Source organism: Pseudomonas sp. Bout1, assembly GCF_034314165.1.
Taxonomy (GTDB): domain Bacteria; phylum Pseudomonadota; class Gammaproteobacteria; order Pseudomonadales; family Pseudomonadaceae; genus Aquipseudomonas.
The window spans coordinates 6,966,651-6,981,949 of sequence record NZ_JAVIWK010000001.1 but is presented as its reverse complement, the minus strand read 5'-3'; the positions used below and the strand labels follow the sequence as shown (position 1 = coordinate 6,981,949).

12 protein-coding genes are annotated in these 15,299 nt (G+C 50.8%); 5 read left to right on the top strand and 7 right to left on the bottom strand.

Going from position 1 to position 15,299, the window contains the following annotated elements:
- The first annotated feature begins 545 nt into the window (after positions 1–545).
- Positions 546–1,871, top strand: coding sequence for an OprD family porin (locus RGV33_RS32385; RefSeq protein WP_045061357.1), 1,326 nt, complete (start codon positions 546–548; stop codon positions 1,869–1,871).
- Between the two features lie 376 nt (positions 1,872–2,247).
- Here the strand turns inward: RGV33_RS32385 and RGV33_RS32380 are convergent, their stop codons facing one another.
- From RGV33_RS32380 to RGV33_RS32360, 5 genes are all read right to left on the bottom strand, one after another.
- Positions 2,248–2,580, bottom strand: coding sequence for a DUF2790 domain-containing protein (locus RGV33_RS32380; RefSeq protein ID WP_322148524.1), 333 nt, complete (start codon positions 2,578–2,580; stop codon positions 2,248–2,250).
- Between the two features lie 143 nt (positions 2,581–2,723).
- Positions 2,724–2,921 (bottom strand): co-regulatory protein PtrA N-terminal domain-containing protein, encoded by a 198-nt coding sequence (locus RGV33_RS32375; protein WP_017341679.1) that lies wholly within the window; start codon positions 2,919–2,921, stop codon positions 2,724–2,726.
- A gap of 143 nt (positions 2,922–3,064) precedes the next feature.
- Complete coding sequence (locus RGV33_RS32370) at positions 3,065–6,232, bottom strand: CusA/CzcA family heavy metal efflux RND transporter (RefSeq protein ID WP_322148522.1); 3,168 nt, start codon at positions 6,230–6,232, stop codon at positions 3,065–3,067.
- Positions 6,233–6,258: 26 nt separating this feature from the next.
- Positions 6,259–7,488, bottom strand: coding sequence for an efflux RND transporter periplasmic adaptor subunit (locus tag RGV33_RS32365; protein WP_322148519.1), 1,230 nt, complete (start codon positions 7,486–7,488; stop codon positions 6,259–6,261).
- A gap of 87 nt (positions 7,489–7,575) precedes the next feature.
- Entirely contained in the window at positions 7,576–8,862 is a 1,287-nt protein-coding gene (locus RGV33_RS32360; protein WP_416152099.1) for a TolC family protein, read from the bottom strand.
- A 365-nt stretch (positions 8,863–9,227) separates the two neighbouring features.
- On the opposite strand from RGV33_RS32360, the gene RGV33_RS32355 reads away from it, so the two are divergent.
- From RGV33_RS32355 to RGV33_RS32340, 4 genes are all read left to right on the top strand, one after another.
- A complete protein-coding gene (locus tag RGV33_RS32355) occupies positions 9,228–9,902 on the top strand; it encodes a heavy metal response regulator transcription factor (protein ID WP_045061360.1) in 675 nt (224 codons plus the stop codon).
- Positions 9,899–11,326 carry a heavy metal sensor histidine kinase gene (locus RGV33_RS32350; RefSeq protein WP_045061361.1) on the top strand — a complete coding sequence of 476 codons (1,428 nt, stop codon included), beginning with the start codon at positions 9,899–9,901 and terminating at the stop codon, positions 11,324–11,326. The genes RGV33_RS32355 and RGV33_RS32350 overlap by 4 nt, the downstream gene beginning before the upstream one ends.
- Positions 11,327–11,809: 483 nt before the next feature.
- The gene (locus tag RGV33_RS32345) at positions 11,810–12,484 is read left to right on the top strand and encodes a heavy metal response regulator transcription factor (protein WP_045061362.1); all 675 of its coding nucleotides are present in this window, start codon (positions 11,810–11,812) and stop codon (positions 12,482–12,484) included.
- Positions 12,481–13,893 carry a heavy metal sensor histidine kinase gene (locus RGV33_RS32340; RefSeq protein ID WP_322148516.1) on the top strand — a complete coding sequence of 471 codons (1,413 nt, stop codon included), beginning with the start codon at positions 12,481–12,483 and terminating at the stop codon, positions 13,891–13,893. The genes RGV33_RS32345 and RGV33_RS32340 overlap by 4 nt, the downstream gene beginning before the upstream one ends.
- Positions 13,894–13,934: 41 nt before the next feature.
- Here the strand turns inward: RGV33_RS32340 and RGV33_RS32335 are convergent, their stop codons facing one another.
- Positions 13,935–14,267 (bottom strand): DUF2790 domain-containing protein, encoded by a 333-nt coding sequence (locus RGV33_RS32335; RefSeq protein ID WP_045061364.1) that lies wholly within the window; start codon positions 14,265–14,267, stop codon positions 13,935–13,937.
- 285 nt (positions 14,268–14,552) lie between these two features.
- Positions 14,553–15,230, bottom strand: coding sequence for a heavy metal response regulator transcription factor (locus RGV33_RS32330; RefSeq protein WP_090470194.1), 678 nt, complete (start codon positions 15,228–15,230; stop codon positions 14,553–14,555).
- Positions 15,231–15,299: the final 69 nt, after the last annotated feature.

Below are 15,299 nucleotides of genomic sequence, written 5' to 3'. Positions count from 1 at the left end.
ATTAAAAAATACTCGGTTTTTTGAACAAGCGGATGGGGAACTCCACAACACTACATCCGGAATATTTCCGCTATTGCTATCCCATTTTGGTTAGCGGCCACCGCCTTCCGGGTACAGCTATTACCGCATCCCAACTTGACCGCGGTCACTGCTTGAATCATATAAAGCTGTGTGATGGTCAGATTGGTCAGGTGAGCCAAAAATCTAAACGATCTCGGTTCGACTTCACTGTGACGATGCATCGAGAACTGATTTCAGCTCCTGAGCATGCGCACTTTCAGGTGTGGATTCGTGCTGCTGGTTAAGAGAATTCCTGAGAAAAGCCCTAGTAAAGGTAGAGCCACCCATCGGTTGGGGGCATGCCGCAAAAGTTAATTTTGAAAAAACAGGCGAACATTACAGAATTGTAATTTTTCAATCATCTCCCCGTTATCTTCAAATTGCAACGATACAAGTCGGCGACGATACGGGAGCAGAAACTGCTCCCGTAAACAATAATTCCAGCCGAAGAGCTTTCTAGTTCTGCCGAACCTAAGGAGTGATTAATGGATAACAATACGAAATTTTCGATGGCCGCTTTGGCGTTGGTTGTCAGTTCTGGGCCTTCTATAGTGTTTGCGGAGGAAAAGACTGGGGGGTTTATCGAAGACAGCAGCCTTACCGTGCTCAATCGAAATTTCTACTTCAATCGTGATCATCGTAACGGTCAATCAAGCCCCACGGGCAATGGCTACTCCGAAGCTTGGTCGCATGCGATTATCAGTAAGTTCGAATCCGGGTTTACCCAAGGCACTGTAGGCGTGGGCGTCGACGCTTTCGCGATGATCGGTTTGAAGCTTGATACGGGTGACGGTCGTAACGGCGGTCGTAGTTCATTCGATGTGCTACCTGTCAATGGCGACGGCGAAGCTCGAGATGAATACACGAAAGTCGGTGGCGCGGCAAAAGTTCGCGCTTTTGACACTGTGGTGAAAGTAGGTGATGTATTTCCCGCCAACCCTGTCGTGGCTTCTGGCGACTCAAGGCTTTTACCGGAAAGTTTCCGTGGTGTGACCGCTACCAATACCAGCATCGAAGGGCTGACAGTTCAGGGTGGTCGCCTGCATGCTATGAGTCAACCAGTCTCCAGCAATATGCGCGACAACTTCGCAACCTTCTATGCAGGCCCAGTTAACTCACCTTGGGTCGGCTATTTTGGTGGCGACTACAATGTGAATAAGAATATTATCGTTAGTCTTTACTCCAGTCGTCTCAAAGACGCCTGGAATCAATACTATGCTGGCACCGGGTTGAACTACTCCTTCTCTGATGAGCTTTCCGTATTCGGCGGTGTGAATTACTACAAGGCCGTTGACGAAGGGAAAAAACTGCTGGGCGAGTTCGACAACAATATTTGGAGCGCTAAGGTTGGCGTGAAGTATGGCGCACACTCACTTGCACTTTCTCACCAGCGAAATAATGGTAACGACGACTTCGACTATCTGCGTCAGTCGGATTCCATCTTTCTCGACAACTCAATCCAGTACAGCGACTTCAACTCGCCAAAAGAACGTTCATGGATGGTGCGTTACGACCTCGACATGAGCTCGTATGGTGTACCTGGCTTGTCGTTTATGACACGTTATGGTCGTGGCACCGACGCCGACTACTCCAACGCCAACGCCACATACATGCGGCGCGATGCGGATGGAAACCCGTTGACCGATCAGAAACGTTGGGAGCGCGACATCGAAGTAAAATACGTCGTTCAGACAGGCTCCTTGAAAGATATGTCCTTCCGCTTGCGACAAATGAACACCCGTGCAACCGCGTTTGAGTCTGATTTGGATGAAGTCCGTGTGATCGTTGAGTACCCACTAGCGATTCTGTAATACCTGAACGGGATAATTCGTTCTTCACGAATATCCCGTTTTCGCTAGAAAGATTTCAAAAATGTAATTTTTCAATCATCTTCTTGTTAACTTGAATTGCTTATAGTGAGTGGGAGTTAATAGGAATCTAGCTAGCGCATCTGGTTGGAGTCCTATAGACAAGTAGCTAGTATGTGAAAATCTGAAACTCATCGCTGTTCAGTTAAAAGCTCCAAGCTCACCTTTAGAAGCTCCTTTGGAAAAAGGTGAATTTTTAAGACGTCCCTCGGGGCGTCTTTTTTATGCCCGTTAAAACACGAGCATATAAAAAACGCCCGATACCTCTAAGTATTGAGGTTAATCGAGCGTACAAATCCCTCTGACAGCAGCATAGCTGCTAGCCGCCTCGTTTACGACACTCTCCAGCCACAGTGTACCTAATTGTATTTAGCTGTCCTTTTGAATCTTCATAGGTCATTGCGGCGGGCACCACTGCGCAGACTTTTGCAGGCCGCACCACACTGATAACCTTCACAACATCCACCTTCATCCCGTACTCGTATTCTTTCGACACAGGGGCGCTTTTCCCATGGCTAATTGCATACTGCTCCATGGCTTTAGCATTCGCCGCCATCATCTTTTCAAAGGCTTTGTCTCCTCCCCCTTCCGCCAGTACGAGAGAGGATAACGTCAGAGCTCCAGCGAAAGTAATAATATTCATGAACTTCATATTTAGTACCTCATATATTAACTGTTACAAGGATATCAATTCGAACATTGCGATGGCGTGGCGGCTAGGTTACGAATGTGTAATAAAGCCGTAAAAAAAACCGCCGCCGGAAACCGGAAGCAGTTTTTTTATACGCAGTACTACTACATTTTACCTGTCTCATCTTTAGCATCACTTGACACCACGGGAACGCTCTTCCCTTCTCTAGCAACATATGCCTCCATTGCCACATCTCGCGCCGCCATCATTTTTTCGAAGGTTCTGTCCCCCCCACCTTCGGCTAAAGCAACTGAAGAAAGGATTAAAGCACCCGCAAGAGCGCAGATTTGAGCAATTTTCATACTGACACCTCATATAGTTAACGCTAGTAGGGTATCAATTCGAACCTATCAACACGGTGGCGCCAAGATTACAGATTCGTTATGTAGCTCACATAAAAAAGCCCACTATCGAATCTCGATAGTGGGCTTTTAAAACTAAAGAATTATACGGCTTCTATTTTATCGTCTTCGTCTTCGTCTTCGTCTCGGCGGTGCGCCCATTGATAAAGCGCAGGCAATATCAGCAGGGTCAACGCAGTTGAGGATAGGATGCCCCCGATCACCACGGTAGCCAGGGGTCTCTGGACCTCTGCCCCCGTTCCGGTGGCCAGTGCCATCGGAATAAAGCCAAGAGAGGCCACCAGAGCTGTCATCAACACTGGGCGCAACCGGGTAAGAGCCCCTTCATTGATTGCGGAACTCAACGAATGTCCTTCCTCCCGAAGATTGCGGATGAACGCAATCATCACCAGACCATTCAGCACCGCCACGCCCGACAACGCGATGAAACCAACACCTGCCGAGATCGACAGCGGTATGTCTCGGAGCCATAAAGCCATGACTCCCCCCGTCAACGCGAATGGAATACCGGTGAACACCAATAGGCCATCCTTGAGGTTGTTGAACATCATGAACAAGAGTGCGAACACCAAGAGCAGGGCCACCGGGACTACAATCTGTAGTCGCTTGGCAGCGGATTGGAGCTGCTCGAACTGTCCTCCCCAGTTGGTCCAGTAACCGGCCGGGATCTGCACTTCTTTATCAATGGCGCTACTGGCCTCCTGTACAAATGAGCCGATATCACGCCCACGCACGTTGGCGCTGACGATCACCAGACGTTTGCCGTTTTCACGACTGACCTGGTTAGGTCCCAACACTAGATCGAGGCTAGCCACCTCTGAAAGAGCAATAAACCCGATCTGATCGGCATTGGTGTTAAGCAGCGCCGGTACCGGGATTAGCAGTGTGGACAATCCCTCGAGATCCTTACGCATGGCGTCGGATAAACGCACCACCATGTCGAATCGGCGGTCTCCCTCATACATCGTACCGGCTTGACGACCACCGACCGCCACCGCAATGGTGTCTTGTACGTCGCCAACGTTCAGTCCGTAACGGGCGGCTTTGTCACGATCGATGTTGATGGTCAGTACCGGCAGTCCCGACGTTTGCTCGACTTTGACCTCGGAGGCACCATTGATCTTCTGCATGGACGCGGCAATTTTTGCAGCGGTGCTGTTAAGCACCGCCATGTCATCACCGAAGACCTTGACCGCCACATCACTGCGCACGCCTGAAATCAGCTCGTTAAAACGCAATTGAATAGGCTGAGAAAGCTCATAGTTGCTTCCGGGCATTCCGGCTGCAGCTTTTTGGATATCAGCTACCAACGCCTCTCTGGATTTATTCGGATCAGGCCATTGATTCTTCGGCTTGAGCATCACGTAGCTGTCAGAGATGTTTGGTGGCATTGGGTCTGAGGCAATTTCTGCTGTACCAGTACGAGCAAACATCCGCTTGACCTCCGGTACCTTTGCTAACACAAGTCTTTCCAGACGTTGCTGCATTTCTACCGATTGCGTCAGGCTGGTACCTGGTACACGCAGTGCTTGCAACGCGAAATCCCCTTCACTGAGGCTCGGCACAAACTCGCTGCCCATTCGACTGGCGACCACACCGCACACCGCGATAACGGCTAGTGCTATGGCGAATGCCATTGATCGATGGCCCATGACCCATTCTAGCGCTGGCGCATACACCCGACGGGCGCCACGCATGATGAAGTTCTCTTCTTCCTTGACCTTACCGGTGACGAACATCGCAATCGCCGCCGGGACAAAGGTCACCGACAACAGCATCGCGCCGAGCAAGGCAATCACCACAGTAAACGCCATCGGGTGAAACATTTTTCCTTCGACGCCGGTGAGGGCAAAAATCGGTAGGTACACGACCATGATGATCAACTGGCCGAAAATCAGCGGTCGGCGTGCTTCCTTGGCCGCCGCGAACACTTCGTGAAAGCGTTCGGAGCGGGTGAGGATGCGTCCGTGGTGTTGCTGTGCATGGGCCAGACGACGGATGGCGTTTTCGACAATGACCACCGCGCCATCAACGATGATGCCAAAGTCCAACGCTCCGAGGCTCATCAGGTTGGCGCTGACCTTGTTGGTAAACATGCCAGTGAATGTGAATAGCATCGCGAGCGGGATCACCATGGCAGTAATCAGAGCCGCGCGAATGTTGCCAAGGAACAGGAACAGAATCGCGATCACCAGGATCGCACCTTCAATCAAGTTCTTCTTAACGGTGGCAATTGCCTTGTCCACCAAATTGGTACGGTCATAGACGGTGACTGCCACCACCCCTTTTGGCAGTGAGCGGTTGATTTGCTCAAGCTTGCTAGCAACGGCTTGGGCCACGGTGCGGCTATTCTCACCGATCAGCATGAACACTGTGCCGAGCACCACTTCACGACCGTTTTCGGTCGCTGCCCCCGTGCGCAATTCACGGCCGATGTCCACGGTTGCGACGTTCTTGACACGGATGGGCGTACCGTCGACGTTGGCCATGACGATATTGGCGATATCTTCGGTGGTCGCTACTTGGCCAGGTGCGCGAATCAGTAACTGTTCGCCACTGTGCTCGATATAACCGGCACCGACGTTGGCGTTGTTGCGCTCCAGCGCTGTAACAAGGTCAGTCAGCGTAAGCTTGTAAGCCGCCAAGCGTTTTGGATCGGGTGCAATCTGGTACTCCTTGGCGAACCCGCCAATGGTATTGATTTCGGCGACCCCGGGAACATTGCGCAGCTGAGGCTTGATGATCCAGTCTTGGATCACCCTCAGGTCGGTCGGCGTATAGGGACTGCCGTCCTCCTTGACGGCACCTTCTTCAGCCTCGACCGTCCACAGGAAAATTTCACCCAGACCGGTTGAGATCGGCCCCATGACGGCTTCCACCCCCTCGGGTAGTTGCTCCTTGGCCACCTGCAACCGTTCGTTGACCAATTGTCGGGCGAAGAACAGGTCAGTGCCTTCCTTGAAGATCACTGTGACTTGCGACAAACCCGAGCGTGACAGCGAGCGAGTTTGTTCTAGAGCCGGCAAACCAGCCATTGCAGTTTCGATGGGAAACGTGATGCGCTGCTCGGTTTCCAGTGGTGAAAAACCTGCTGCCCCTGTGTTGATTTGCACCTGGACGTTGGTGATATCGGGAACGGCGTCGATCGGCAGCTTCTGGTAGCTGGCTATACCGAGGCCGGCCATGAGGAGAACCGCGAGCAGCACGATGATGCGCTGCTCGATGGCAAATTGGATCAGGCGTTCGAACATGAGAACCTTCTCGTGGAAGTGGCGGATCAGTGGGCGTGTTCAGCCGAGGCTTTACCCAGTTCTGATTTCAGAATGAAACTGCCGGCAGCGGCGACTTGAACACCGGGCTCCAGGCCCTCCGTGATCTCGACCAGACCCGCCGAACGGCCACCTGTCTCCACTGGCTGAGCTTTAAACCCGTTGTCCGTTCGAACGAAAACAGTTTGCTTGTCCTCGACTGTCTGGATAGCCGCTTCTGGTACTGCGACCTTTGTTTGCCGAGTATCAGTGTCAACCTGCACGGTCACGAATAGCCCGGGACGCCATGCACCTTGTGGATTGGCCAAGGTCACGCGGACCGTGGCTGTACGAGTTTGCTCGCCCAACAAACTGCCGACATAGGCCACGGTTCCAGTGACTTCGGCATTCAGTTCCGACGCACTGACCGTGACCGACTTGCCCACCAGTACCTTGTTTAAATCCTTTGGCGAGACACCAAAGGTCACCCACACACGCGACAAGTCGGAGAGGGTGAAGGCATTAGTGGTTTCGCTGACAACCTCACCGAGGCCCAAGTGTTTCTCAACGACAACCCCGTCAAACGGCGCACGCAATTCATATCGGTTACCCCCGCTGGTGACCGAGCTGCCACTGAGTACGCTGATTTTTTGTCGAGCATTGCTGAGGGCGATTTCGGCTTCTTGCAAAGCCTGGCGGGCTTGCAGGAAATCCTGTTCGGCAGAGATTTTGTCCTGCCATAACTGTTGCTCTCGCTCGTAGGTAGTACGGGCCAACTCAAGACGACGTTGCGCCGCGGCTTGTTCACTACGTTGATCAGAAATTTGTTGGCTGGCGATCACGGCCAGCAACTGGCCTTTTTTCACCGGCTGACCAAGATTGACATGGACCGACTCAACGACACCGGGTACGCGGGGCACCACATGCGCAGTGCGGTCTTCATCAAAACGGATTTCTCCAGGAAAGGGCAATGAAAGGCTAATACTCTGCGCCTTGGCTTCGACCAACTGGATGCCGGCTGAGCTGATCTGCTCTTCGCTCAGAGTCAAGTGACCTTCTTCCGCTTCGCCTTCGGCGTGTTCGCCCTCGGCCGATTTTTTGCCAGTAGTTTCATCGCCGTGATCGTCATGGCCTTTGCCCTCCTGAGCCTGAGCCTGAGCCTCGGCTGAGGGCACCGATGGGCTGCCCATCCACAACGAGCCGATGCCTATACCCACCGTCAAGGTCAGTGCAGTGACGAGAATTAGTTTTTTATCCATGGAAACTCCCTGCGCAGCCCAGTCGGCAGTCACGGATTACCGTGGTATTGCGATGCTGAGCAGCGGTAAAAAAGCGTTATATGAAATTCACGGAGTGCGAGTGAGAAGGGCGACATCTCCGAAAATTCGCTCGATGCGCACCCAGGCGTCTGTCGCCTCGGCGATAGCCTGGATGTATTGCGTGCGGGCGCTAATCAAGGTGCGCTGAGCATCGAGTACGTCGAGGAAGTTAAACTTGCCCATTTCGAAACCTCGGGTAGCGGTGTCGACGGCACTTTTCGCGGCAGGCAGGATGGTTTGATTGAACGACGCGACTTCAGTGTTAGCCGTCATCCACTGATCCAGGGTGGTCTGGATTTCTGTGCGCAGGCGTAACTCACTGGCGTTACGAAGGTCGCGGGCTTGATCGGTACGGCGGGCAGCGGCTAGTACGTTGCCCTGGTTACGGTTAAACAATGGGATGGGCATAGACAGCCCCACGACATTCACCCGCTCGCGCTCGCGCTCGTCGTATTGGCTCCCGATACTCACGGTGAGGTCGGGAATTCGCTTAGCCTTCTCCAGGCCAAGGGAGGCTTCCCGCTGATCTATTTGCAGTTTTGCCAATCGTAGTTCCGCGGTTTCACCTATGCGATTAAGCAGCAGTGACGAATCCGGTACGGTTGGCATCGACCGGCCTGGATCACCCACAGACACGAATGCAGGCAAAGGCGCGCCCATGACCTGAGCGAGTCGCTGGTAGGCACTGGCCTCATCCCGCTCAGCCCGCCTCAGCTCCAGACGCACTTCTGATAGCTGAACCTCTGCGCGAGTACCTTCAACGGGTGAGGATTTACCACTCTTGATGCGACCTTGAGCTACACGCAAACCGCGCTCGGCGAGCTCAAGTGATTGACGTGATAACAGCAGCCTTTGCTGAGCCGTCGAGGAGCTGTAAAACGCCTGAATGACATCGGCACGCAGAACATTGCGTCTGCGGTCCAATTCAATCCCGGCCGCGTCTTGAGCTCGACTGGCCACCTCGATCCTAGCCCCGCGCTTACCGCCAAGCTCGATCGGCTGGTTGATCATTACCGTCGTAGTGCGCGAGTTTCGCCGAGTATCTTCAGCCTCCCAGGAAACCTCAGGGTTAGGGATCAACCCTGCCTGCTGTCGCTCTCCCTGAGCAATACCAGTCTCCCATTGAGCGGCCGCCAGATCAGGGTTATTGGCAAAAGCGGTTTCAAGCGCCTGATCCATTGTGAGCATTTGAGCGGTCGCCGCAAACAAAGGACTAGTCAAAAGCGCAAGGATCGAAATGAGACCTGCTCTTAGCATGGTCTTATGCGTGATTGGGTGAGCAATCAACTTTCTACACCGAAGTAATTCCATCATTCCTTAAAACCTTTAAAACAAAAAATTTCCCATGAGGCAAATGTAATTCTCCGCACCTATCAACAAGGTGACTGAAAAATTACAAATACGTTATCCAGCGGAAAAACCTCAATTAATGCATTAGGATGAAGTCAACAAGTGCTCGCGCCAAGAAACAACCCGAAACAAAAAAAGGGAAGCCGAACCTAGTACTTTAGGAGGTCAAGGAAACATGACGAACCTTGCAAAGCTTTAAAAAGACCATATTGCGAAGAAAATTAAAGATGTAGCCAGAATCGAAACGTTTATACAGATTAATAAAGCCCTTAAACCATGTTTAACGAGCATCCAATCATTCCGATACATTTACCAGAGGGTGAAATCCTATGCGAATCCTTGTGATAGAGGACGAGCTGAAGACTGCTGAGTACTTACATCAAGGCCTGACTGAAAGTGGCTATATTGTAGACTGCGCATCGACCGGGGCTGATGGACTCCATCTAGCACGTCAGCAAGCTTATGATCTGGTAATACTAGACGTAAATCTACCTGAAATTGACGGTTGGGACGTTCTTGAAAATATTCGGCAGACTAGTAGCACTCGGGTAATGATGCTGACTGCAAGAGGGCGTCTGGCAGACAAAATCAAAGGATTGGATTTGGGAGCCGATGATTACCTGGTCAAGCCATTTGAATTCCCTGAGTTGCTTGCAAGAGTACGCACTTTAATGCGTCGCAGCGAACATATTCCAGTTCCAGAGGTATTAAAAGTCGCTGACCTTGAACTTGATCAAGGCAGACATCGCGCATTTCGCGGAAAGCAACGCATAGATCTGACGACAAAGGAGTTCGCGCTGCTTCATCTGTTGATGCGTCAATCAGGAGAGGTGTTATCTCGCACTCAAATTATCTCTTTAGTGTGGGATATGAACTTTGACTGCGACACAAACGTTGTCGAAGTTTCGATACGAAGATTGAGAGCAAAAATAGATGATCCATTTGAAACAAAATTAATACATACCCTTCGTGGCGTAGGCTATGTATTGGAGGCGAGGAAATGAAACCGGTCAGCCTATCGATGCGGCTGGGGTTGACAGTTAGCATTATGGGAGCGGTACTAGTAGTGCTTTTAGCGATACTAGCTTTTTTAGCGCTTACTCACGAACTTGATTCGCGCGCAAAAAATAGCTTAGAGAAGAAGATGAGTCAGATTGAGCACAGTCTACTGATGGATATTAGTACCCGCGACATGAGTTTAAAACCACACGTGCTATTAGATCAAGTGCTGGGACACGACAATCTTAACCTGACCATCTTTGATGATGACAACATGAGTGAACCTCTGCTGAGTTTTGGAGCAGATATACCTGAAGTATCTACGAATCAAGCCGGAACAGCCGCCAGTAATAAGCTGTCGTACTATTCCCCAGCCGAAGAGTCCGGAATCCACATCCTCACCGCCTCTAAGCTCATGAAATTAAAGGATGGTGAGTTCGTATCGGTCCTACTGTCTATTGATCGCTCGAATGATGAAACGCTATTGAGCGCCTACCTGAGTTCGACCATTGTAGCGGTTCCACTGTTGCTGATTCTGATTGGTATCAGCGCCTGGGCTATTGTGCAACGTGGCTTATCCCCCCTTCGGGAATTCCGGAAAGTTGCAGCAATGGTGTCGGCCCAGGATTTAAGTCATCGACTCTCAGTTGTCAAGATGCCCCAAGAACTCAGTGAGCTTGCTCACGGTATAAACTTCATGCTGCACCGTCTTGACGGCGGAGTTCAACAACTATCGCAATTCTCTGATGACTTGGCGCATGAGCTGCGGTCACCGATTACGAACCTTATGGGGAAAGCTCAGGTAACACTTTCTCGAGAACGCCCGGCAAAAGAGTACAAGGCTGTTTTAGAGTCATGCACCGAGGAACTAGGACGAGTCACCAGAATTGTTTCAGACATGCTTTTCTTGGCCCAAGTTAGTCATCCGGCCGCACTCGTGCCGTTTGAAAGCATTTTACTAGAGGATGAAGCCCTAAAAGTCATCGACCTTTTTTCGCTATCGGCTGAGGAAAAGAGCGTTGGTATAACTGTCAGCGGATGGGGTAAAGTTTTAGGTGATCGGCTCATGATTCAACGGGCTATTTCCAATCTTTTATCAAATGCCATTCGTCACTGCCCAGCAGGGCAGTCCATTGCTATAGCGATTGAAACGCAATCTGAAAAAGTCTCCCTATCAATAAGCAATCCTGGGGTAGGAATTGAGCACCAGCACTTGTTTCACATTTTCGATCGCTTCTATCGTGTGGATAACAGTCGCTCACGAGCTGAAGGTGGTACTGGATTAGGGTTGGCCATTGTCCGATCCATCATGAGCCTGCACCAGGGAATGGCAGAGGTCCAAAGTATGCCGGGCCATCTGACAGTTTTTCAACTTACATTTCCAAAATATAATGCACAAAGCAACTTAAAAGCCCAAAAACAAAAGTAGTGATTTTAGTAAAGCCGTAACTAAAATCACGATAAACAATAGTCCAAAAACGCGAATCCGAAAATGCATAGAGCATAGATAGCGCGGGGTACTTAAAAATCGCAAAGCGAGATCAACTCCCCTTGGTACATCCTGCCAGTCTCCCCAAAAAATGCGTGCAGCATTAAATTGACTATCTGCGCCGTAACACTTCGAAACGATTCCCCATAGATATCAGCCGAGCGGAGCTTGGCTTCTGGCTGAAATAAATGTACGGGAGTCGCGCATTAACATGCCTGCGACATATAGTCGCAAATACTTTTATCGTAAAATGTCCTCCTCCTGTTGACCCTGTAGCAGCTTCAGGCTTGATACTGATCACTTGAGCAATGCGCGGTTTTGAGATTTTTATGATCGAATAGTTCTACATCATTTCTTAGTCGGGCACTTAAATAAACTTCGAAATTTTATTATTCAATTCATATTACATAGGGCGGCACTACCATGCGAATGCTTGTAGTTGAGGATGAGCTTAAAACTGCCGAATACCTGCATCAGGGTTTGACTGAAAGCGGCTATATAGTAGACCGCGCGGCGAATGGTACGGATGGACTTCACCTTGCGCGTCAACAAACCTACGACTTGGTAATACTTGACGTCGATCTACCACAACTTGATGGCTGGGGTGTGCTCGAGCGACTGCGCCAAAGCAGTAACACCCGGGTCATGATGCTAACCGCTCGCGGGCGCCTGGCGGACAAGATCCGCGGCCTGGACCTGGGTGCCGATGACTATCTGGTCAAGCCATTCGAATTTCCGGAACTGTTGGCCCGGGTACGAACTTTAATGCGTCGCAGCGAACAAGTTTCCGTCCCTGAGGTCTTGAAAGTCGCCGATCTGGAACTCGACCAGGGCCGCCATAGGGCCTTCCGGGGCGAGCAGCGTATCGACCTGACGACCAAGGAATTTGCTTTGCTGCACCTTTTGATGCGCCAGTCGGGTGAGGTGCTTTCCCGCACTCAGATCATTTCATTGGTCTGGGACATGAACTTCGACTGCGACACCAATGTGGTCGAGGTTTCAATCCGCCGCCTGAGGGCCAAGATTGATGATCCTTTTGACAAGAAGCTAATCCATACCCTGCGCGGCGTTGGCTATGTACTGGAGGCCCGGGAATGAAGTCGGCAAGCCTGTCGATGCGGCTGGGTTTGGCGGTGAGTATCATGGGCGCATTGTTGGTGTTATTTCTGGCGGTTCTTGCGTTCCTCGCGCTAACGCATGAGTTAGATAAACTGTCAAAAGACAACTTGAGCGAGAAAATGCGGCAAATCGAGCACAGTCTTTCGCTGTATGAAAAACCTGTCGACATCAACATTAAACCGCACGTTTTGCTGGATCAGGTGATGGGGCATGACCACCTCAACCTTACCATTTATGACCTGATAAATATGAGGACGCCGCTCTTGAAGTCAGGCTTTGGCTTGACGGACCCCAGGGCGGAGTTGAAGGCGGCAGGGGCTGCCACCGACAAGGTGTCGTACTCCCGAAGCACCAATGATCAGGGCCGGCACTTCCTGACTGCATCCAGACTGATCCGCTTGCCGAACGGTACGAATGTCGCCGTATTGCTGTCGCTTGATTGCGCCAACGATGAAGCGCTGCTCAGCACATATCTAAGCTCGACGATCATGGCCTTGCCGTTGCTGCTGCTACTTATCGGCCTCAGTGCCTGGGCAGTGGTAAAACGGGGGCTCGCGCCGCTGCGGGAGTTTCGCAAGGTGGCCGCCATGATCTCTGCTCAGGACCTCAGCCATCGACTCTCGGTGGTCAAGATGCCGCAGGAGCTCAGCGAACTGGCCCATGGCATCAACTTCATGCTGCACCGACTAGACAGCGATGTTCAGCAGTTGTCGCAGTTCTCCGATGACTTGGCCCACGAACTACGAGCACCCATTTCCAACCTGATGGGCAAAGCCCAGGTGACGTTGTCCCGGGAGAGGCCGGCCGAGGAGTACAAAGCGGTTTTGGAGTCCTCCACCGAAGAGCTTGGGCGCGTAGCCCGGATTGTCTCGGACATGCTTTTCCTGGCACAGGTCAGTCATCCCGCTGCGCTGGTCCCGTTTGAGACCATTGCTCTGGAGGATGAAGCCTTGAAGGTCATCAATCTGTTTTCACTGTCGGCGGAAGATAAACAGATCAGCGTGAGCGTTACTGGCAGGGGGTCGACCATTGGTGATCGGTTGATGATTCAGCGGGCAATTTCCAACCTGATGTCCAATGCAATCCGCCATTGCCCAGTAGGCCAAGCCATCACAATCACCATCGAAGTCCATGCCACAGAAGTCTCGCTACATGTAGCCAACCGAGGCGCAGGTATTGAACCTCAACACCTACCGCACTTATTCGATCGCTTTTATCGAGTTGACACTCATCATTCGCGCGCTGGAGGAAGTACCGGGCTTGGTTTAGCCATTGTGAAATCAATCATGAGTTTGCATCAGGGAGTCGCAGAAGTTAATAGCCGCCCGGGTAAGATCACGACCTTCAAGCTGGGTTTTCCAAACATCCATGGACACACCAACTGGTGATACCAACCATTGAAAAAACAGCCCTTATTCACGTCATTCGTTCATTCGTGCGTGTTACGACACACACCAATAATTTGGTATTCAATAGTGTGAAGCTTTCCAGCTGAGTCCTCATAGGTCATTCGAAAAGGTACAATGTTGCAAGAGCGAATTGGTGGGGTCATACTCACCACTTTTGCGATATCAAACTTCATTCTATAGTGATATTTCTGAATTTCCGGAGCGGTCTTGCCTTTTTGCGCAGCGTAGGCGGCCATTGCTTTCTGATTTGCTTCCATGGCGTTGACAACGTTGCGATCACCACGGCTTTCAGCGAATTCTATCGAAGGCAATGATTGCGTCAGTGCAACAATACTTAGTTTTAACAGACTCATAGCAGAGTCTCTTTGAAGTAGTTACAAAGCTGTTAAACTTAAGTACGTTAACGAGGTAAATCTTTATTAATTGTCTAATGAGAATTACTTATTTGTAATTTCCAACCGTTATCCTCACAAGCTCAGTGAAGTAACATAATCAGCCAAGCACAGTGCTTCCCCACCCCGAAGACGATTTTCGTAATCTAATAGAACTGTGATTTTAGAGTGGCATTTGTGTGTTCTGTTTATAAAGTTGTTGCCGATTATTTCACATAACTTCAAAATTCGAGGGATTAAGAGGGCTCATTGATCACGCTTTTCGAGAACATATCCAACACCGCGCAAGGTATGGATTAGCTTGTTGTTGAAAGGATCATCAATCTTGGCCCGAAGCCTTCTCATCGACACTTCAACAACATTGGTGTCGCAATCAGCACTCCGCCCCCAGACAGAGGACATGATTTGCGTGCGCGACAGCGCCGTACCAGTCTGGCGCATCAAGAGGTATAGCAGGGCGAACTCCTTGGTGGTCAGCTCAATCCGCTGCTCGCCTCGGAAGGTCCGGTGTCTACCAAGATCGAGTTCCAGGTCCCCGACACACAGCACGTCGGGCAATGCCGACAATACAGCGCGACGCATCAGAGTGCGTACTCGGGCCAGCAGCTCTGGAAACTCAATTGGTTTGACCATGTAATCGTCCGCGCCTAGGTCGAAACCCTTGATTTTTTCCTCCAGACTACCTTTAACGGTAAGTATCATGATGGGCGAAATAGTGACCTTGCGAATACTTACAAGTAGGCCCCAATCGTCACGTTGCGGTAGGTTTGCGTCAAGCACTACAAGATCATAAGCCTGTTGGCAGACCAAGCGTAAGCCATCGATTCCGCTGGCGACGCAATCAACGATAAATCCGCTTTCGGTCAGCCCCTGGTGCAAATAATGGGCAGTTTTCGGCTCGTCTTCTATTATCAAAATACGCATTTTTCATAAAGTCTCGACACTAAATAATAAATCATCCTTACACACGTATAGAAAATTTTATTTACCGAT

Excerpts from the sequence above, each read along its gene's own strand:
- RGV33_RS32385 (WP_045061357.1), top strand. The coding sequence starts at position 546 with ATGGATAACAATACGAAATTTTCGATGGCCGCTTTGGCGTTGGTTGTC.
- RGV33_RS32380 (WP_322148524.1), bottom strand. The coding sequence starts at position 2,580 with ATGAAGTTCATGAATATTATTACTTTCGCTGGAGCTCTGACGTTATCC.
- RGV33_RS32375 (WP_017341679.1), bottom strand. The coding sequence starts at position 2,921 with ATGAAAATTGCTCAAATCTGCGCTCTTGCGGGTGCTTTAATCCTTTCT.
- RGV33_RS32370 (WP_322148522.1), bottom strand. The coding sequence starts at position 6,232 with ATGTTCGAACGCCTGATCCAATTTGCCATCGAGCAGCGCATCATCGTG.
- RGV33_RS32365 (WP_322148519.1), bottom strand. The coding sequence starts at position 7,488 with ATGGATAAAAAACTAATTCTCGTCACTGCACTGACCTTGACGGTGGGT.
- RGV33_RS32360 (WP_416152099.1), bottom strand. The coding sequence starts at position 8,862 with ATGATGGAATTACTTCGGTGTAGAAAGTTGATTGCTCACCCAATCACG.
- RGV33_RS32355 (WP_045061360.1), top strand. The coding sequence starts at position 9,228 with ATGCGAATCCTTGTGATAGAGGACGAGCTGAAGACTGCTGAGTACTTA.
- RGV33_RS32350 (WP_045061361.1), top strand. The coding sequence starts at position 9,899 with ATGAAACCGGTCAGCCTATCGATGCGGCTGGGGTTGACAGTTAGCATT.
- RGV33_RS32345 (WP_045061362.1), top strand. The coding sequence starts at position 11,810 with ATGCGAATGCTTGTAGTTGAGGATGAGCTTAAAACTGCCGAATACCTG.
- RGV33_RS32340 (WP_322148516.1), top strand. The coding sequence starts at position 12,481 with ATGAAGTCGGCAAGCCTGTCGATGCGGCTGGGTTTGGCGGTGAGTATC.
- RGV33_RS32335 (WP_045061364.1), bottom strand. The coding sequence starts at position 14,267 with ATGAGTCTGTTAAAACTAAGTATTGTTGCACTGACGCAATCATTGCCT.
- RGV33_RS32330 (WP_090470194.1), bottom strand. The coding sequence starts at position 15,230 with ATGCGTATTTTGATAATAGAAGACGAGCCGAAAACTGCCCATTATTTG.